The sequence below is a fragment of the Paenibacillus sp. FSL R10-2748 genome, from assembly GCF_038005565.1.
In the GTDB taxonomy this organism is placed as follows: domain Bacteria; phylum Bacillota; class Bacilli; order Paenibacillales; family Paenibacillaceae; genus Paenibacillus; species Paenibacillus polymyxa_B.
Genome location: NZ_JBBOTK010000004.1, coordinates 357,796 through 377,652 on the forward strand (window position 1 = coordinate 357,796; position 19,857 = coordinate 377,652).

Here is a 19,857-nt window from a genome sequence, read left to right on the forward strand (position 1 = left end):
TCCAATGAACAAGATAGGGTCAAATTCCAATTCATAAGGGAGGATCATACATGGGTAAAAGCAAAAGAAGCTACTCGCTTGTTCTCGTGATGTGTATGGTGTTGACGCTCGTTCTCAGTGCTTGTGGAGGAAGCAGCGGTGGCGGGGAAACGACGAATGGAGGAGCGGAAAAACCGGTAGAACTGATCTGGTACACCATTGGTACGCCTCAAAAAGATGTAGATCGGGTGATGGAAGAGGTTAGCAAGTATACCCAAAAGAAAATAAACGCCACGATTAGAATGAAAATGGTCGATTGGGGCGACTACCCGCAAAAAATGCAGGTGAACGTGGCTTCGGGAGAGCCCATGGATATTGTATTTACGGCTTCCGGTGGCTTTGATTATGTGCAAAATGCCAGAAAGGGCGCATTCATGGAACTGGACGACTTGCTTGACAAGTACGGCCAGGATCTTAAAAAGACGATTGACCCTGCGTTTCTGGAAGGCTCTAAGGTGGATGGACATCATTATGGCATTCCTGCCAATAAGGAGCTTCCGCAGCAAGAGGTATGGCGGTTCAATAACAAATTGCTGACCCAATACAAGCTGGACCTTTCAAATGTCCGCTCATTGGATAGCCTGGAGCCTCTGCTCAAAACGATTAAAGAAAACGAGCCTGGCGTAACTGCATTCGGCATGGACAAAAACTATGTTCCATATGTTCCATATGACTATATCATTCAAAACCTGCCGATGGCTGTCAAACTGGATACCACGGATTATAAGATCGTAAACATCTTGGAAACGCCTGAAATGAAGCAGGCGCTGAAGACGATGCATAAGTATTACAAGGCCGGATACGTATCACCGGAAGCTGCAACCACAGGCTCGACCAATGATTTAACTACGTCCGGGAACTGGTTTCTGGATCGTGCGCAAACTCAACCGCTGGCCGATAACCTGTGGTCTGCAAGCTACGGCTATCCGGTGATATCGACACCTGCCAGCGATCCAATTGTGACCAATACGTCTGTACAGGGCTCCATTATGGCGATCTCGGCAAACTCGGCAAACCCTGAAAAGGCGATGCAGTTCCTGAACCTGCTGAATACAGATCCGGTATTACGCAATATGGTTGACTCCGGTATTGAAGGGGTGCATTACAAAAAAACAGATGGCCAGTATATCGAAAATCTGGCTAATTCCAAAAACTATGATATGCCTTCGTATTCACTCGGCAACAATATGCTGTTGTATCTGAATCCGAATGATCCGGCTGATAAATGGGAGCAATTCAAGAAGTTCAATTCGGAAGGAAAAAACTCTCCAATCCTGAGCTTCAACTTTGACAGCAGTAAAGTATCTACGGAGATGGCAGCGGTTCAGAACGTCAAAGAGCAATTCTGGGCTTCGCTGATGACAGGCACACTGGACCCGGAAACGAATCTCCCGAAAGTGATTGAGAAATTCAAGCAGGCTGGTCTGGATAAGGTGATGGTGGAAGCGCAATCCCAGCTTGATGCCTGGAAGGAAAAAAACAGCAAATAATATTTTAGGTCGTGAAATATAGGAGAGATCGGGCGGGTGTAAGTTACGCCCGGTCTTTTTCCAATAGCTATTTTAGCTGCTTTTCTCATAACAGATTGGGGGGATACCTATGGCCGCATTTTTCAAAAATGTGATGAGAAACAAAGTTATGCTGTTCATGGTGCTGCCCGGCGCTATCTGGTTCTTCTTCTTTTCATATCTGCCGCTGGTCGGGACAGTGGCTGCTTTCAAGCAATATCGTTTTAACAGGGAAGGATTCTGGGCCAGTATTTATACGAGCAAGTGGGTGGGTTGGGATAACTTCAAGTTTCTGTTCAATAACAACGATGCCTATGTCATCACGCGAAATACCCTTTTGTATAACCTGGTCTTTATTATTCTCGGACTTGTGTTTTCGGTAGCTATGGCTATTCTGCTTTCCGAACTGATTAATAAACGATTGGCGAAGCTGTACCAGACAGGCATGTTTCTCCCGTATTTCCTGTCATGGGTCATTGTGGGCTACTTTGCCTTCAGCTTTCTGAGCATGGATCGGGGGATGCTGAATCAAATTCTCGCAGGGTTTGACATCGAGCCGGTTCAGTGGTATTCGGAGGCTGCTTATTGGCCGTATATCTTGATTCTAGTCAGTCTATGGAAGGCGATCGGATATAACAGTGTCGTTTATCTGGCTTCGATTTTGGGGATCGACAAATCCTTGTATGAAGCAGCCATGATAGATGGAGCCAGCAAATGGCAGCAAATTCGTAATGTGACGCTCCCTTTGCTCTCGCCGATCATTATCATAATGACACTGCTTGCGGTTGGTCGGATTTTTTATGCGGATTTTGGTTTGTTCTATCAGGTTCCAAGAGATTCGGGCACCTTGTATTCGGTAACGAACGTCATCGACACCTATGTATATCGCGGGTTGAAAACGACAGGGGAAATTGGGATGAGCACAGCCGCAGGTTTGTATCAGTCGGTGGTTGGCTTCGTTCTCGTCATCCTATCCAATCATGTTGTGCGAAAAATAGATAAAGACAGCGCTTTGTTCTAAAAAAGAGGAGAGGGGTGTGGACTGTGGCTTCTGGAAAAGAAAGAAAAAAACGAGATTTCCATCATATTTCACGGGGCTGGAATGTTGTTCTGAATGTGGTAGCAGGGGTGTTCGCGTTCTTGTGTGTATTTCCCTTTTTATTCGTCGTCATTATTTCCCTAACCGATGAGAAAACGCTGGCGCGGGACGGATATCGGTTAGTCCCGGCCCAATGGAGTCTGGAGGCTTATCGTTTCATATTTCGTACCAGTGATACGCTACTGCGCTCCTATGGGGTGACGATTGCTGTAACGGTCATCGGTACGGTGATCAGTCTCATTCTTATTTCATTATATGCGTATGCTATTTCACGAAAGAGCTTCCGTTATAGAAGATTTTTTTCGGTTTTTGCAATTTTAACCATGCTCTTTAATGGCGGAATGATCCCGACCTATATGGTCGTTTCCCAATTGCTCGGGCTTAAGGATACGATTTGGGCTTTGATTTTACCGCTGGCTATGAATGCCTTTTATATTATGATCCTGCGCACATTCTATAGCACCAGCGTGCCAGATGCCATCGTCGAATCAGCCAAAATAGATGGGGCAGGCGAGTTTTACACCTTTTTAAAAATGGTGCTTCCGCTCTCTCTGCCTGGACTTGCGACCATTGGTTTATTCAGTACGCTTGGTTACTGGAACGACTGGTTTAATGCCCTGTTGTATATTGACAATCCCAATCTGGTGCCACTTCAGTCCATGCTGATGCGGATTGAATCCAGCATTCAGTTCATCCAGCAAAATTCGCAGAATAGCTCTATGAGCCTGGCTGCGCTTCAATCCATTCCGCAGGATACTTCACGAATGGCGATGGTAGTACTGGCGACGCTACCTATTATATTCGCTTATCCATTTTTCCAGCGTTATTTTGTGCAGGGGCTTACGGTTGGGGCTGTGAAGGAATAACAGGGGAGGAGAGGGCATGACCATGTTGATTTATAAAGATAAAAGCAAACCGATCGAAGAACGGGTGGAGCACTTAATCGGTTTGATGACAATAGAGGAAAAGGTGGGACAGCTTGTGCAGCCCTTTGGCTGGCAAGTGTATGAGCACACAGATGGGGGATTGTCCCTACATCATGATTTCAAGCAGCAGGTGCAAAATGGGGGAGTCGGTTCCTTATACGGGGTACTTCGCGCTGATCCGTGGACCGGGGTGACCTTGGAGAATGGCTTATCTGCCAAGCAAGGGGCGAAGGCTGTGAACTTGATCCAACGCTATGCAGTAGAGCATTCCCGGCTTGGCATCCCGATACTGATCGGTGAGGAATGCTCTCATGGGCATATGGCGATTGACGGCACTGTGTTTCCGGTTCCGCTGTCCATCGGCAGCACATGGAATGTCGATCTGTACCGCGATATGTGCCGTGCGGTTGCGAGTGAAACCCGCGCTCAGGGTGGGGCAGTCACGTACTCGCCCGTGCTTGATGTTGTGCGTGATCCGCGCTGGGGACGCACAGAGGAATGCTTCGGCGAAGATCCTTATCTCATCGGTGAATTTGCTGTTGCCGCAGTGGAGGGGCTTCAGGGGGAAAGCTTACTCAGCGAACATAGCGTAGCTGCTACATTAAAGCATTTTGCAGGCTATGGCAGCTCGGAAGGCGGACGTAACGCCGGACCTGTGCATATGGGCTGGCGCGAGTTTTTGGAGGTGGATCTGTATCCATTTCAAAAAGCGGTGGAAGCAGGGGCGCAATCTGTTATGCCAGCCTATAACGAAATCGATGGGGTCCCGTGTACAGTGAATGCTGAGCTATTGGACGATATTCTTCGTCAGGCGTGGGGATTTGACGGTGTGATCATTACGGACTGTGGCGCGATTGAAATGTTGGCGAGCGGGCACGATGTGGCCGAGGATGGATCGGATGCCGCTGTGCAGGCGATTCGCACAGGGATTGATATGGAAATGTCCGGCGAAATGTTCGGAAGTCATCTGGCCGAGGCGGTTCGCGTTGGCAAGCTGGAGACGAGTGTGCTGGATCGGGCGGTTCGCAGGGTGCTCACGCTAAAATTCAGGCTGGGTCTGTTTGACAAACCGTATGTGGATGCGGAACGAGCAGAGCAGGTGATTGGTCAGGCGGAGCATATTCGGTTGGCTCGTCAGCTTGCGACCGAAGGGATTGTGCTGCTCAAAAACGTCGATGGAACGCTCCCCCTGCCGAAAACCTCCAAGCGTATTGCGGTCATCGGCCCGAATGCGGATCAGGTCTACAATCAGTTGGGAGATTATACATCACCGCAGCCGAGATCCCGCGTGATAACTGTACTTGATGGTATCCGTGGCAAGCTGGGCAAGGATCAGGTTAGCGTTCTGTACGCACCTGGCTGCCGGATCAAGGGAGAATCCCGGGAAGGCTTTGAAAATGCACTGGCATGTGCGGCTGAGGCCGATACAGTGGTGATGGTGGTTGGAGGGTCCAGCGCCCGCGATTTCGGGGAAGGGACGATTGATCTTAAAACCGGCGCGTCGAAGGTATCGGATCACGATTGGAACGACATGGAATGCGGCGAAGGCATCGACCGGATGACGTTGGGGCTTGCGGGGGTACAGCTCCAACTCATGCAGGAAGTCTACAGGCTGGGAAAGGAACTGGTCGTCATTTATATGAACGGGCGACCGATTGCTGAGCCGTGGGTGGAGCAGCATGCGCACGCCATTGTGGAAGCATGGTATCCCGGTCAGGAGGGGGGACATGCAATCGCGGATATTTTATTTGGGGATGTAAATCCTTCGGGACGTTTGACCCTCTCCATCCCTAAGCATGTCGGCCAGTTGCCGGTATATTACAATGGCAAGCGTTCCCGGGGCAAGCGGTATCTGGAGGACGATTCCGAGCCGTGCTATCCGTTTGGCTACGGTCTCAGCTACACGACATTTAGCTATGAAAGGCTTACATTAAGCACCAACTCGATCCGAGCGGACGAATCCGTTACGGTTACAGTCGATGTAACCAACACGGGAGAACGGGAAGGGGCTGAGGTGGTACAGCTTTATATCTCGGACACGGTGAGTTTGGTGACCCGCCCAATCAGGGAGCTCAAGGGCTTCTGCAAAGTTGTATTAAAGCCGGGAGAAACACGGACGGTTGAGTTTGTTGTAGGCTCCGACAAGCTGCAATATATAGGGCGTGATCTACAGCCGGTCGTTGAGGCAGGGCGATTTTCTATTCAAGTAGGCAGGCACTCCAAAGATACCCTGTGTGCCGAGTTGATCGTACGGGAGGATGAATAATGGAGCGTATCAAACGCCTGATTCGGGAATTGTCGGAATGCCAATGGCTGGAGAAGCTGGATTTGCGAAGCTGGAACATTACACGCTCCACTTACCAAACACCAGGTCAATACGAAGACGCCGCACCTTTATCGGAAGGACTGGACCTCAAGCGATTCCCCAGCAGTCAGGGGACGACTTATTTTTTTCAAACGCAGTTGGATGTACCGACAGCGTGGTTGAGAAAACCTTTTGGATTGGTGTTTGAGTCCGGGGGAGAAGGATTGCTGCGGGTCAATGGTGCTTCCTATCACGGGCTTGATCGCAATCATACCTATGTCACGCTTAATCCGCAGGTCATCGGGCCTTCACCGGTATTGGATATAGAACTGTTTGATCCTGTACCCGAACCCGTTGATCCACTTAATCGGCAGGCTGTCATTCAACCTCCGATTTCTTCTATTACAAGCTATCTTGTACGGCTAAACAAGCCCGTGCAGAGTCTGATGTATACCGTTACCGTTATTAGCGAAGCCGCTCTACTGCTGCCTGAGGGCGATATCCGCAGAATACGCCTGCTGAAAGCTCTGTATGGGGTGATGGATTGCTTTGCGAATTTGGAGGAAGACGCCATTCGAGAAGGGGGAGCGATCTCAGCGACAGAAAAGGAGCTCATTCAGCAAGTTCAGAAGATCGGTGGGAATGCGCAAGGTTTGGAGCACATGGTAGGACAGTCGCACATTGACATTGCCTGGCTGTGGCCGATGCGCGAGACCGTACGGAAAACAAGCCGAACCTTCTCAACGGTGGATGCGCTGATGGATGAATACCCGGCATATCAATATGCACAGAGCCAGCCGCTGCTGTTCTCTTTTGTAAAGGAAAATGATCCAGAGCTGTATGAACGGGTCAAAGCGAGAGTCGCCGAAGGACGGTGGGAGCTGGTTGGGGGGATGTGGGTAGAGCCTGATTTGAACCTGCCCAGTGGCGAATCACTCATCCGCCAAATGCTGTATGGTCAGCGTTTTTACCAACAGGAATTCGGCAAAACCTCTCATATCGAATGGCTACCGGATACGTTCGGCTACTGTGCGTCCCTGCCGCAGATTTTAAAGCATGGGAAGATAGACTATTTTATGACGACCAAGCTCGGCTGGAATGATACGAATGTGTTTCCTTACGATTTGTTCCACTGGGTGGGCATCGATGGTACTTCGATGTTGTCCTACCTCAATCATGGCGTGAATGAAAATACACGGCCACAGGACATTCATGACCATTGGCAGTCCTATCGTGAAAAATCGGCTCATCCTGAGCACATGTTGCTCTATGGACATGGAGACGGCGGCGGTGGAGTTACGCGTGAAATGCTGGAATATATAGAGCGTTCTCCGCTAATGGTGGGACTGCCTGCGAGTCGGTTCAGCACGGCGGGGCAGTTTTTCGCAGGCATAGATCAGGCGCATCCGAAGCTTCCCCAATGGCATGGTGACTTGTACCTTGAGTTGCACCGGGGAACCTACACGACCCATGCTCGCAACAAACGTAATAACCGGAAAGCGGAGGGAGTCTACCGCGAGGCAGAGCTATGGAGCACGCTGGCATTACCAAAGCTGGAGCCGAAGCAGGTGCAGGACATCTGTTCGGCATTGCATGAGGGCTGGAAGCTGATTTTGTTGAATCAGTTCCACGATATTATCCCCGGCTCTGCGATTACCGAGGTTTACGGCACTTCGGATAAGGAGTATCAGCAAATTTTCGAATGGGGACATGTCGGGCTTCAACAGGGGATTACGACGCTGGCGGCTCAAGTGAACACGGAAGGCTCGAGAACAGGAATGCCGTATCTTGTGTTTAACAGCCTGGGCTGGAGCCGTAGTGCCGTGATCCATATTGCTACGGAATCGGCAAAGGGATTGTATGCCTACCACTACGCTAATGATGAAGCCGAGCGGCTGGACATCGATATGGAGGAAGGCGGCATTTCGGTCCGTATTCCGGATGTTCCTGCACTGGGCTACAAAACGATTTGGTTGGAGCGAGAACAGGCTCAAACAGGTGAGAAGCCCGAGCTAGATGTGATATCTGGATCGCTGGGGGATATCTGGGAGACGGGATTTTATAAGGTGCAATTTAATGAGCGGGGCGAAATGATTCGTCTGCTGGATAAAGCGGCAAACCGTGAAATCTTGAAGCACGGGGCACGGGCAAACCGTTTTCATTTTTTCCATGACCGTCCGACCTTGTGGGATGCATGGGACTTGGATGACCGCTATGAGGAACAGGTAGCAGGAGAAGCCGAGTTGCTGGAAAAACAAGTAGTGCTCCAGGGGAAAACGAAGGATGTGCTGCGCTTCCGATGGCGAATCCATCAATCTGAAATGACACAGGATGTGATTTTTTATCATCATGAGCGGCGAATTGATTTCAGGACGCATGTGAGCTGGAATGAAGCGCACAAGTTGCTAAAGGTAGGCTTTCCTATAGATGTGGTTACGGACAAGGCGACATATGAAATTCCTTTTGGTGCTTTGGAGCGGCCGACCCATCGGAATACGAGCTGGGAGCAGGCGCAGTATGAAGTGTGTGGACACCGATTTGCGGATGTTTCCGAGCACGGGTATGGCGTGAGTCTGCTCAATGATTGCAAATATGGCTACGACATTCAAGACAGCACCATCCGTCTGTCTCTGCTGCGTGCACCCAAATGGCCGGATAAAGATGCCGATCTGGGCGAGCACGATTTTACGTATTCGCTATATCCGCATGTGGGAGACTGGCGCAGCGCCCATACCTTGCGTCATGCGGCTGAGCTGAACCAAGATATGCCTGTTGTGCAACAGCAAAAGCGCAGCACTGGAGTGCTGCCGAGCAGCGGATCGTTCATTAACTTTGATAGCCGTCACGTTGTGCTGGATACGATCAAGCCGGCCGAAGATGGACTGGGGACGATTCTTCGTTTGTACGAATCTTCTGGGGGACGGGAAACGATCAAGTTGATCTGGCCTTACACGTTCAACGCAGCCTACGTGTCGAATGCGCTGGAGGAACCCCTTCAGCCGCTTGAGCTGGAAGATAGCTGTCTCACATTGTCTTTTACACCTTATGAAATTAAAACGATACGCTTGCAATAGATATTGATAAAGGAGCGAAAAAGCTATTGGAACAATTCAGACTTCCCAAAATACCGATGCCCGACCTTGACTTGCCGCAGGCTGTTCAGGACGTACTTAAGGAAGCGGAGCAAGCACTGGCTCACAGGCCGAAGCTGCTGAAGCTGTTTAAAAACTGTTTTCCGAATTCGCTGGAGACGACGACCAAACTAATGGATGATGGGACAACGTTTCTCATTACAGGTGATATTCCGGCTCTTTGGTTGCGGGATTCCGTAGAGCAGGTCATTCATTATGTGCCGTTAGCCAGGGAGGATGCTGATTTACAGCGTATCATTGGTGGTCTGATCAAGCGCCATATTCATTATGTCCTCATAGACCCGTATGCGAATGCGTTCAATGAGACGGCGAATGACTGGCACTGGAACGCGGCCGATGAGACGGAAATGTCGCCATGGGTGTGGGAACGAAAATTTGAAATCGACTCGCTTTGCTTTGTCATTCGGCTGGCTTATATGTACTGGAAGGAAACGGAGCTTACCGATATTTTTGATTCAAAATTCAAGATGGCTCTGCGTAAAATGGTGGATGTGTTCAAAACGGAGCAACGTCACCAAGAGCAATCTGCGTATCGGTTTACGCGTAATAACGGCATTTTCACCGATTCCTTGCGCAATCAGGGACTCGGTATGCCTGTAAACTATACAGGGATGATTTGGTCGGGCTTCCGTTCCAGTGATGATGCTTGCGATTTCCACTACAATATACCCGGTAATATGTTTGCGGTAGTTGCTTTACGGCAGATGCAGGAGTTTGCGGAGTGGGTATTTCGTGATATGGACTTTCTGAACGAGCTGAAGGAGCTGGAGGCTGAGGTGGAGCACGGTATCCGCTTGTACGGCATTTACCGCCACCCGGTATTCGGGCCTATATATGCTTACGAAACGGACGGATTTGGCAACTACTGCCTGATGGATGACGCAGGTACGCCGGGATTGATGTCCATTCCGTATTTGGGCTATACGACGGCGGACGATCCGATCTATCAAAATACGAGACTCTTCGCTTTAAGTCAGGAGAATCCGTTTTACTATGAAGGCAAGGCGGCTAAAGGCATCGGAAGTCCGCACACTCTGCCGGGTTACATCTGGCATATGTCCCTGTCTATGCAAGGGTTAACGGCCCAGACAACAGAAGAAAAGCTGGAGATGATCCGGATGCTGGAAGCGACCGATGGCGACACCGGATATATGCATGAAGGCTTTCATGCAGATGATCCCACGGTTTATACGAGAAAATGGTTCGCCTGGTCCAACAGTCTGTTTGCCCAGCTTGTGTATAAGGCCATGAAGGATGGCTTGTTATGAATGAATCCATAGTAAACCCATCCATCGTTGTTTTCAGTGAGCAAGGCTTTCCCGCTATAGGGAGCCTGTTGCCAGACGAGGCATTTCAGGGAGTTGCAGACGTGGTGGTCGTACGAGCCGATGAACTGGCTGAAACGCTAAAGCATATGGACAACGGCTGCTTTGTCAATCTGCATGCACCGTACTTCCCCAAGTCCGCCTGGACCGAAATCGTGGCATTTCTCCACAGGGGAGGGGGGCTGCTTAACGTCGGGGGAGCACCCTTTAAGAATCCGGTCCGCGATCCTGCTGATGAGCATGGAGACTGGGTAATTGAGACTGAGCAGACTGCATATCATCAGGAATTGCATATTCATGAGGTGCTGAGAGTAGACGCGTCGAAGGTGACTTCCCTGGTCGCATCAGAGGATATTCCTGTGCTGTGTGGTCAGGAGTCTCTGTTCCAGGTGGCGGATACGTGGAATCTCGTTCCACATACGACCAAAAGCAGCGATCTGCCGCACCAAATGGGCTCTGCCGGGCCGATGAATACGCGAATTTATCCTTTGCTCAAGGGAGTAAGTAAGGACGGACGGGACATTGCCGCCCCGGTGGTGCTATGGGAGCATGCCCGAGGTCTGTTTGCCGGCGCACGCTGGATGTTTGTCCAATTGCCGTTGATAGCTTCCTTTTGGGAACAGGATGGGGAGCAGTTGCTTGCCCAATGGGCACGTTTTTGCGCCAAGGGGATGACGGAGCTATCTATCAAGCCAAACTATGCTGCTTATGAGCCTGGGGAACGAGCCGTACTGACACTTCAAACCCAAAGATTGCAGCGAGGAGGAGCCACGCCCAGATATCACGAGATATGGAGCTTTGACCTGACGGTGGAGCAAATATTGGATGATCACAGTCAGCAGGTATGGAGCAAGCGCTTGCAAATTGAAGTTAGCAGAGAACAGGACTTTGTACGTATTCCCCTTTCCTTTTCCATCCTAAGCGGTTTATATCGGGTCATTTGCCGAGCCGAGTCATCGGATGGTGAAGTGCGTATATTGCGACAGGGCTTTTGGGGGCAGGATGCCGAACTGCTGGCTGAAGGACAGATCATCATGCGCAGTCGGGACTATTTTATAAAGGATGGGCGCCCGTTGCCTGTTGTCGGCATGACCTATATGACCTCAGATGTAGCACGGAAGTTTCTGTTTTTGCCCAATGCAGCAATTTGGGACCGGGATATGGCCCAGATGGCCAAAGCGGGCATCAACTGGATTCGTACAGGGGTATGGACGGCTTATCGCAACATGATGCAGATAGACGGGCACGCCTCGGAAGAGGCGCTTCGAGCAATTGATGCTTTTTTGCTGACAGCCAAAAGGCATGGATTGCAGGTGACGTTCACGTTCTTTTCTTTTACACCGGAAACATGGGAAGGGGTTAACCCTTATCTCGATCCGCAAAGCGTGGAAGCACAAAAGCGGTTCATTCGCAGTATTGTCAGCCGTCACACGACTACAACCCATGTAGACTGGGATCTGATTAACGAGCCTTCCATGTTTGATCCGTCGCGCATTTTCGCGGATGGTCCGCGTTCTGCGAGGAACTCATGGGAACAGGAGGCATTCAGCACATGGCTGGGGCAACGGCACGGCAGCATTGAGGGTTTGCAGGAAGCATGGAATATGACGCCACAGCAGCTTCCCTGTTTTGCTTCTGCCACAATTCCCGAACCGGAGGAGATAAACTTCGACGTTCAGGATATGCATCAGGCCAAAAAGGGAGCCAAGTGGCTGGATTACTGTCTGTTTTCAATGGATATGCACAATCTGTGGGCCGAGCAATTGGCGACTACGATTCGAGAGCTTTGTCCCGGGCATTTGGTAACTGTAGGACAGGACGAGGCAATGGGCGCGCAGCGGCCGTCTCCGTTTTTTTATGAGGCTGTGGTGGATTATACGACGGTGCATTCATGGTGGCTGAATGACCATTTGGTGTGGGACGGTATTTTTGCCAAAACACCAGACAAACCGAATCTCGTGCAGGAAACCGGAATAATGTATGTTGAGACGCCGGATGGTCGAGCCAAGCGTTCAGAGGCGGAGCTGCGCGACATGCTGGAGCGCAAGTATGCGTATGCCTTTTCGACTGGTGGAGCGGGTGCGATTCATTGGATATGGAATACGAACTTTTATATGGATAATGCCAATGAATCTCACATCGGTGCGTTACGTGCGGATGGGACCGAGAAGCCGGAAGCAGAGGTATCTTACGATTTTGGGCGTTTTATGAATGATATTCGCGATCTGTTTACAGACCGAAAGCTGGAGGAAACGGCTGTTGTATTCCCGTACTCGAATGATTTCTCCAACCGATCGCTTGCCTTTGATGCCACGACACGGCTTACCCGGGTGATGTCCTATGATCTCAAGCAGCCATTCCGTGCCGTCTCCGAGTATCATCTGGACTCGCTCAAGCGGCAGTTACCGAAACTGATTATGATCCCTAGCGCGCACAATTTCGACAGTACATCGCTGGAACATCTTCTGGAAATGGTACGTTCCTTCGGTGTGACTTTACTAGTCACCGGACCGTTGGGCCTTGATCCTTACTGGAAAGTGAGCGACCGAGTCGATGATATTATTGGGCAGCGTACGCTGGGGAACGTCCAACGGGAGGAAGTGATGAGTCTGGAGGGTCAAACCTTCCCTGTCTCATTCGGTCAGCGGCGAATTGCTGAGGTGGCTAAGGAGGAACAACTGTCACCGGAAGCGGATGGAGCGATGGGGGATGAAGTCGTGAACCTGCCGCTTGGCAAGGGGCGCTTGATCTGGAGCCCGCTTCCACTGGAGTTGAATAGCAGGGATGAGCCGATTGGTGAGCTATATCGCTATGCCCTCACTGCCGCCGGGGTGGAGCGAGAACTGGAGTGGATAGACGGTGGCGATCAGCCGGGACTATATGGACGTAAGCTGAATTTCGAGAATGGGGGCTTGTATATTTTCGTATCGGAGTTTTCACGGGATACGCAAGTGCGTGTTCGAGATAAGGCGACTGGATTATCCTACGCTTTTCTGTTGCCAAGGAGCCGCTCTGCCTTGTTTGCTGTGGATCGAGAAGGTCAGTTGCTAGCAGTATATCGTCCCGAGGACGTGACGATTGAAGTGATACAGTGAACAATGGCAGGTCAAGACATACGGTGAGGAGATATGCGATGAGCGAGCAAAGGGATGAATCAATCAGCAATCAAGCGATAAGCAGGGAAGTAGACACATATACGGGTAGCAAGACGACAGCACATATTATTTCGCATACCCACTGGGATCGGGAGTGGTATTTGCCTTATGAGAAGCACCATATGCGCCTGATTAGCCTGATGGATTCTCTACTGGATAAGCTGGAGCAGGACCCGGATTATAAAAGCTTTTATCTGGACGGGCAGACGATCATTCTGGAGGATTATCTACAGGTTCGCCCCGAGCATAAGGAACGGCTGGAGCAGCATATTCGCAATGGTCGTATTTTTATCGGACCCTGGTACATTTTGCAGGATGCTTTTCTGACCAGCGGCGAAGCCAATGTACGTAATATGCAGATCGGGCACCGCGATGCTGAACGTTACGGCAATCCGTCCAAGATCGGATACTTCCCCGATACGTTTGGTCTGGTTGGGCAGACTCCGCAGTTAATGCTACAGTCGGGGATTACGAATGTTTTCTTCGGAAGGGGCGTAAAGCCCACAGGGTTTAACAATACAGTGTCGGATAGAGGCTACGAGTCCTCCTTTTCGGAACTGTTATGGACGGGGCCAGACGGATCGGAGGTACTCGGTATTTTATTCGCTAACTGGTATTCCAACGGCAATGAGGTTCCGGTAGATGAGGCGGAAGCCAAGGTTTATTGGAAGCGTAAACTGGATGATGCGCAAAAATATGCTTCAACTGGCGAGCTGCTGTTCATGAACGGATGCGATCACCAGCCTTTACAGCTTGATTTACCGGAAGCAATCCGTACCGCACAGAAGCTTTATCCGGATATCGAGTTTATTCATTCTAATTTCAACGATTATCTGACCTCTCTGAAACGGGCTTCCCAAAGGCAACTCTCGTCAGTGAAGGGAGAGTTTCGCAGTCAGCGCACGGACGGCTGGGGAACGCTGGTGAATACGGCTTCTGCCCGGGTGTATTTGAAACAGATGAACCAGTTGGGACAAGTGATGCTGGAAAAAGTGGCTGAGCCGCTTGCAACCTTCGCGCATCTGTTGGGGCAGGCTTACCCTCACCATTTGTTCACCTATGCCTGGAAAACACTGATGCAGAACCATCCGCATGACAGTATTTGCGGCTGTAGTGTGGACGAGGTGCACCGTGAGATGGTGACCCGGTTTGATAAGAGCCGTCATGTAGCCGAGAGCATTGTGGATGAAAGCATTGAGGTCATTGCGCAAGCAGTGGATACGACGGGCTTCAGTCGCTTTGGAGAAGATGCGTTGCCACTCGTGATTTTTAATACGTCAGGCTGGGAACGCAGTGGTATAGTGTCGGCAGAACTGGAAGTGGTGCGTCTGTACTTCCGTGAAGGATACACGCTTGAGGAGGCCTCTCATCGAGCGAAGAAAGTGGATCTTTCCGGGCGCGTACTGGTGGACAGTGAAGGGTGTCCGGTGGCATGCAAGGTGGAGGACCTCGGGCTACAGTTCGGTTATGATTTGCCGGATGATCGATTCCGCCAGCCTTACATGTCTCGTCGGGTTCGCCTTACCTTTGAGGTAGAACGTGTGCCCCTTTTAGGCTTAAAAACCTATGCTTGGCTGAGAAGCAATGTCGAGACTGACTCCTCTTCACTTTTTCAAGGCAGTCGAAGTATGGAAAATGATCTGCTTCACGTCGAAATTGCGGATAACGGCTCTTTTACCCTGACGGATAAGCGTACAGGCTGCAGCTACAAAGACCTTGGCGTATATGAAAATGTTGGTGATATCGGCAACGAGTATATGTTCAGACATCCCGAGGGAGAGCAGGCGCGGACCACCGAAGATTTGATCGCTGACATCCGTGTGCTTGAAGATACACCTTTTCTCGCATCCTTGGAGATTATCCATCATTGGGAAATACCGGCCTCTGCGGATGAAACGCTGGGGCAGGAGCAGCGAGAGCTAGTTTATTATCCGTATCGTCAGGCTCAGCGCTCCCGACAGACTGTTCCGCTGACGATACGGACTGTCATTTCTTTATCTCGGAACAGCAGGGGTGTTTCCATGGAAACCACCTTCAACAACCAAGCCAAGGATCACCGACTACGCGCGCTGTTTCCGACAGAAATACACTCTGGTCAGCATCGGGTGGACTCCATGTTTGAAATTGCAATCCGGGACAATGAACCCTCACCTGAGTGGGAAAACCCAAGCAACACACAGCATCAGCAGGCGTTTGTGGATGTAAGCGGGGAACAAACCGGTCTGACCGTGGCCAATCTCGGGTTGAATGAATATGAAGTGCTGCGTGATGGACGTAACACGATTGCAGTAACGCTGCTTCGCTCAGTTGGCGAGCTGGGTGATTGGGGATGGTTCCCGACGCCGGAAGCGCAATGTCCAAGTGAGCATACCGCCCGTCTGGAAATCATTCCACATGATGGCGACGGTATTCAGTCCGGCGCGTATAGAGAAGCCTATCAATACCAAATTCCTTGGATTGTAAAACAAACGGGGATTCATGAGGGTACAGTTGCTCCAGATTATGCGCCGTTTGATTGGAAAAGCACGGAGCTTGCCTTTTCCTCTATGAAAATGAATGAGCTGTCGGGGGATGTGCTGTTACGCTGGTACAATATGAGTCATAGTATGGCCGAATTAATTATCAAGCCCAGGACGCAACAGTACGATTTTTATAAAAGTAATATCCTCGAAGAACAAGGAGAAGACATCGTAATGGATTCTTCTGATGAGTTACTTCAGTCTGTAAAGCCGCATGAAATTATCACACTAGGTTTTAAATTGAAGACTTAATAATAAAGAGAAGAAGGCCATAGCAATAGGATAATATACCCCGATGGAATAACTTATCATCGGGGCTTGTTATCATATGGCTAAAAGTAAATAGTAGATAGGTTTAGCAAATTCTTTAAGCCCATGAGCATCAAAATTTTTGAGTTACATAGCAAGTCCAACTATGAAGTTGCCTATTATAATATTCTTTATTTTTGCATCACTGTTATCTTACTTATAAATTTAAGCGCTTTCTACCGATATATATAAATATAGATATCATCACGTTCTGTGATCTGCTTCATTGTGTTGTTTGGAGGGCAATGTCAAGGAGACCGAGCGGAAACTCGTGAAAGTTGAGAGCAGCGTGAACTATTATCCATAGACGATCTGGAGGGGTTTGGATGAGTAACAAGCTATCAGACAGGACTAAAAAAGGGAAGGGTTTTAGAGATTTAAAGGTTACGACAACGATGATCTCCATGATTGTAATCAGCTTAGTGGGTTTACTCATTGTATCGTTGGTAGGGGTTATCGGTATGTATCAAGCTAAAGAGGGTCAAGGTATTTTGTATGTGGATCGCTTTCAACACCAAACGAATATTCTTGAAGTCAAAAGTGATTTCTATAATATGCGGGCTAATTATACAAAAATACTCGACAATAAGGAGTACACAGATAAACAGTATAAGCAGGTGCAGAAAGGAAAAGATAGCGTTACAACCGGACTAAATGAATTCTCACAAAGGAATTTGGATGCTAAGGAACAGAAAATGTACGAGGAACTACGGGGGAGTATAGACACATATTATCAGGATATTGAGCAAATCATGGCAGTCAAAAAAAATAGCGGAACGTATGACACGGAAGAGAGAGGCCGGATTAATAAATCCAGTACGGCAATTGTTACGATGCTGACTACGATTTCAGATTATAACAATGAGCAATCCGCCAACTTATATCAAAATACGCAAAATGAGATTAAAATGCGTACAATTGTTTTGATCACAGTTCTGGCCCTCGTGCTGGCTATTCTTATCACCATCTCCTTTGCGGCCATTCGAAATATCCGTTTCCGGATGAGTACAATTACGAAATACTGTGAGGAGATTACCCAAGGAAATTTAACGGCAGCACTTGATCCTGCCTTGCTTAAAGGAAATAATGAGATCGCTGTGATTGCGCGTGCCATTCAACAAATGACAGATTCAACCTCAATGGTCATTACGGGGGTTATCAAAGAGTCACGCCAAATTAACCAACTGAGTGATCAGACGAATCATAATATGACAGATCTCAATGAGCGGATTAGAGATGTATCTGCCACGGTCGAACAGCTGTCAGCAGCTATGGAAGAGACTTCGGCATACACCGAAAATATGAACCATTCGGCGGAAGAAATGCAGCGGGCAGCAGAGTACATTTCGGTCAAAACTCAAGAAAGAGCTCAGTCTGCCCATGATACAAGTGTAAAAGCCGAAACATTGAAGCATGCGGCAAGTGAATCCAATAAAGCGGCCAAGGAAATTTACCGGAAGGCCAATGAAAAGATGAAGGAAGCGCTAGAACGAGCCAAGGCCGTAGACCAAATTCGTTTACTTTCTCAGTCCATCTTAGAAATTACGGCACAAACCAATTTGCTGGCTCTAAATGCATCCATTGAAGCGGCTCGTGCGGGTGAGTCAGGTCGAGGGTTTGCGGTTGTGGCTAACGAGATTCGCAAGTTGGCAGACGGCTCCAAACACGCGGTAGACCAAATTCAGAGTGTTACTCAAGAAGTTGTGCAATCTGTAGAGAATTTAACTACTAATGCCGAAGAATTACTGCACTTCCTGCAAGCCCAGGTAGGCAAGGATTATCAGCTGCTTGAGGATACAGCAGGACAATATTACAATGATGCCGTGGAGCATACGAACACGGTCAATGATTTGAACGCTACCTCTAAGCAGGTGAATGCAACCATCCAAACCATGGTGAGAGCAATTCATGAGATTGCAACAGCCAGCGAACAGTCCGCTATATCCACTCAGCACATTGCAGAGAATATGGTTTCATCGACGGAGAAATCTCTTGAAGTGGCACACCAGTCTGATCAGGTGAAGGGAAGCGCTGCCCGACTGAATGAACTGGTCGAAGGCTTTAAAATTTAACGAGACAATATATAAAGACTAGGGAGAACTTTACATCGAAGAAAAACAGTTGGGGAGCCCTAAAAAGGCTCCTTTTTAAGTTTACCCTTCCAACGTTGCTTTTGGATTACAGTCAAGAACTCGTATCCTGCAACTCTTCCTGTTCAGCCATTTGCATCAGCTTATTAATCTGACGAGTTGTGTTCACATTCCGCACCGTCATTTGCTGATACAGCTTGGTTCCGACTAATTTCGTTAACCCGCTTTTTGTGACTTGTTCTTTGCTGACAGAGTACAGAACGGCCCCGGTCGTATATATTACATGGCCTATTCCTGTTTTTAAAGGAAGCTTGTCCAGAACGGAAATATCGTTAATTTCATCCCACAGGAACAATACATCACTTTTCATCTGTGTATCATTAGACCATTCATTCGGCAGTGCTTCCATAATGCTCTGAATCTCTTTCATGTTACGGACGATGACGCGGATGGGTAAGCTAAAATCCTCCAGAATCGTCTGTTCCAATATGAGTGAAAGCTCCTGGTTAGACTGGGTCTGACTAGAAAAAATAATGTTTCCAGAATTAATGTAAGTCGTCACATGCCCCATACCTGCATTTTCAAACGTTTGCTTGAGCCTCTTCATCTCGATCTTGTTGTTGCCGCCAACATTGATGCCCCGCAGTAATGCGATATAGATCATAAAAAGTCCCACCTCTCTTCAAAAAAAAGGATTTCTAACAAAGGGATAGGTATTCCATTAAATACGTGGTTTGATTTTCGCTCAACAGCGGATGCAGCAGCGGTTTTACGTGCTCGATATATTCTGCTTTGGTTTCGTAGGTCTCCTCATCTTTCAATTCTCCCTTAAAGGTACAGGCACCTTCAATCAGGATGGAGAGAGCCGTAAAGAAGTTAGCTAAAGAGTCAGCAATCTGCTGCGGGACACCGCCTTCGAATGCAGCATATACAGGGGAACCGAGTGCGCTAGTATCGACAATGACTGGATCGTCATTAAAAGTGGCAATCACGACATGATGGGGCGGCCACGAAGAAGATTCTTGGACAAGCTCACCAGATGTAATCCAGCGATAGCCCAGCTGTTGGCGATACAGATGTTCTGGTGCGGCAAAAAAGAGAACCGCGGCATCCCCGATTTCAACTGCTGCATTTTTTAATTTGTGTGTTCCCACTGCCTTAGCATCGATCATTTCATAATGGCTATACAGATACTCAAGTTCAGGGGATACAGGAATCTGGTTGTCCCAGCAATCTGATATTTTCTCCATCCGGGGCTGGATGTCGTGGTTTTGGAACAGCCCATAGGCTTCATTATATAAGTTTTGTTGTTGTACAAAACAGGCCAGAGCTTCGCTTAACTGTTTCATAGGTGTTCATTCCTTTCTAATTGTAGGCTATGACCTCCGACAATAACGTTTCATTTCTAGCCTAAAGATATCATAATATAG

Annotated in this window: 11 protein-coding genes; 9 read left to right on the forward strand and 2 right to left on the reverse strand. The window is 48.9% G+C overall.

What is annotated here, in order from left to right; translation table 11 throughout:
* Positions 1–50 precede the first annotated feature (50 nt).
* The 9 genes from NSS66_RS14665 to NSS66_RS14705 all read left to right on the forward strand — a co-directional run bounded on the left by NSS66_RS14665 (position 51) and on the right by NSS66_RS14705 (position 18,409).
* Entirely contained in the window at positions 51–1,529 is a 1,479-nt protein-coding gene (locus tag NSS66_RS14665; protein WP_068942192.1) for an ABC transporter substrate-binding protein, read from the forward strand.
* Between the two features lie 109 nt (positions 1,530–1,638).
* Entirely contained in the window at positions 1,639–2,568 is a 930-nt protein-coding gene (locus tag NSS66_RS14670; RefSeq protein WP_053325860.1) for an ABC transporter permease, read from the forward strand.
* Between the two features lie 23 nt (positions 2,569–2,591).
* The gene (locus NSS66_RS14675) at positions 2,592–3,512 is read left to right on the forward strand and encodes a carbohydrate ABC transporter permease (protein ID WP_068942194.1); all 921 of its coding nucleotides are present in this window, start codon (positions 2,592–2,594) and stop codon (positions 3,510–3,512) included.
* A 22-nt stretch (positions 3,513–3,534) separates the two neighbouring features.
* Positions 3,535–5,838: a glycoside hydrolase family 3 N-terminal domain-containing protein gene (locus tag NSS66_RS14680; protein ID WP_076295537.1), complete on the forward strand. Its 2,304-nt coding sequence runs from the start codon at positions 3,535–3,537 to the stop codon at positions 5,836–5,838.
* A complete protein-coding gene (locus NSS66_RS14685; RefSeq protein WP_340959244.1) occupies positions 5,838–8,951 on the forward strand; it encodes an alpha-mannosidase in 3,114 nt (1,037 codons plus the stop codon). Before NSS66_RS14680 ends, NSS66_RS14685 begins: the two co-directional genes overlap by 1 nt.
* A gap of 26 nt (positions 8,952–8,977) precedes the next feature.
* A complete protein-coding gene (locus NSS66_RS14690; protein ID WP_028542307.1) occupies positions 8,978–10,297 on the forward strand; it encodes a glycoside hydrolase family 125 protein in 1,320 nt (439 codons plus the stop codon).
* Positions 10,294–13,449 carry a beta-galactosidase gene (locus tag NSS66_RS14695; RefSeq protein ID WP_340959246.1) on the forward strand — a complete coding sequence of 1,052 codons (3,156 nt, stop codon included), beginning with the start codon at positions 10,294–10,296 and terminating at the stop codon, positions 13,447–13,449. Before NSS66_RS14690 ends, NSS66_RS14695 begins: the two co-directional genes overlap by 4 nt.
* Positions 13,450–13,487: 38 nt before the next feature.
* Positions 13,488–16,280 carry an alpha-mannosidase gene (locus NSS66_RS14700; protein WP_340959249.1) on the forward strand — a complete coding sequence of 931 codons (2,793 nt, stop codon included), beginning with the start codon at positions 13,488–13,490 and terminating at the stop codon, positions 16,278–16,280.
* A 383-nt stretch (positions 16,281–16,663) separates the two neighbouring features.
* Positions 16,664–18,409 carry a methyl-accepting chemotaxis protein gene (locus NSS66_RS14705; RefSeq protein ID WP_053325855.1) on the forward strand — a complete coding sequence of 582 codons (1,746 nt, stop codon included), beginning with the start codon at positions 16,664–16,666 and terminating at the stop codon, positions 18,407–18,409.
* 112 nt (positions 18,410–18,521) lie between these two features.
* Here the strand turns inward: NSS66_RS14705 and NSS66_RS14710 are convergent, their stop codons facing one another.
* Entirely contained in the window at positions 18,522–19,091 is a 570-nt protein-coding gene (locus NSS66_RS14710; protein WP_338532685.1) for a DUF1697 domain-containing protein, read from the reverse strand.
* Positions 19,092–19,125: 34 nt separating this feature from the next.
* Positions 19,126–19,776, reverse strand: coding sequence for a hypothetical protein (locus tag NSS66_RS14715; protein WP_069081134.1), 651 nt, complete (start codon positions 19,774–19,776; stop codon positions 19,126–19,128).
* Positions 19,777–19,857 lie beyond the last annotated feature (81 nt).

Bases quoted from the DNA above. Each gene is read 5' to 3' on its own strand.
- NSS66_RS14685 (WP_340959244.1), top strand. From the start codon at position 5,838: ATGGAGCGTATCAAACGCCTGATTCGGGAATTGTCGGAATGCCAATGG.
- NSS66_RS14705 (WP_053325855.1), top strand. From the start codon at position 16,664: ATGAGTAACAAGCTATCAGACAGGACTAAAAAAGGGAAGGGTTTTAGA.
- NSS66_RS14710 (WP_338532685.1), bottom strand. From the start codon at position 19,091: ATGATCTATATCGCATTACTGCGGGGCATCAATGTTGGCGGCAACAAC.
- NSS66_RS14715 (WP_069081134.1), bottom strand. From the start codon at position 19,776: ATGAAACAGTTAAGCGAAGCTCTGGCCTGTTTTGTACAACAACAAAAC.
- NSS66_RS14695 (WP_340959246.1), top strand. From the start codon at position 10,294: ATGAATGAATCCATAGTAAACCCATCCATCGTTGTTTTCAGTGAGCAA.
- NSS66_RS14665 (WP_068942192.1), top strand. From the start codon at position 51: ATGGGTAAAAGCAAAAGAAGCTACTCGCTTGTTCTCGTGATGTGTATG.
- NSS66_RS14700 (WP_340959249.1), top strand. From the start codon at position 13,488: ATGAGCGAGCAAAGGGATGAATCAATCAGCAATCAAGCGATAAGCAGG.
- NSS66_RS14680 (WP_076295537.1), top strand. From the start codon at position 3,535: ATGTTGATTTATAAAGATAAAAGCAAACCGATCGAAGAACGGGTGGAG.
- NSS66_RS14670 (WP_053325860.1), top strand. From the start codon at position 1,639: ATGGCCGCATTTTTCAAAAATGTGATGAGAAACAAAGTTATGCTGTTC.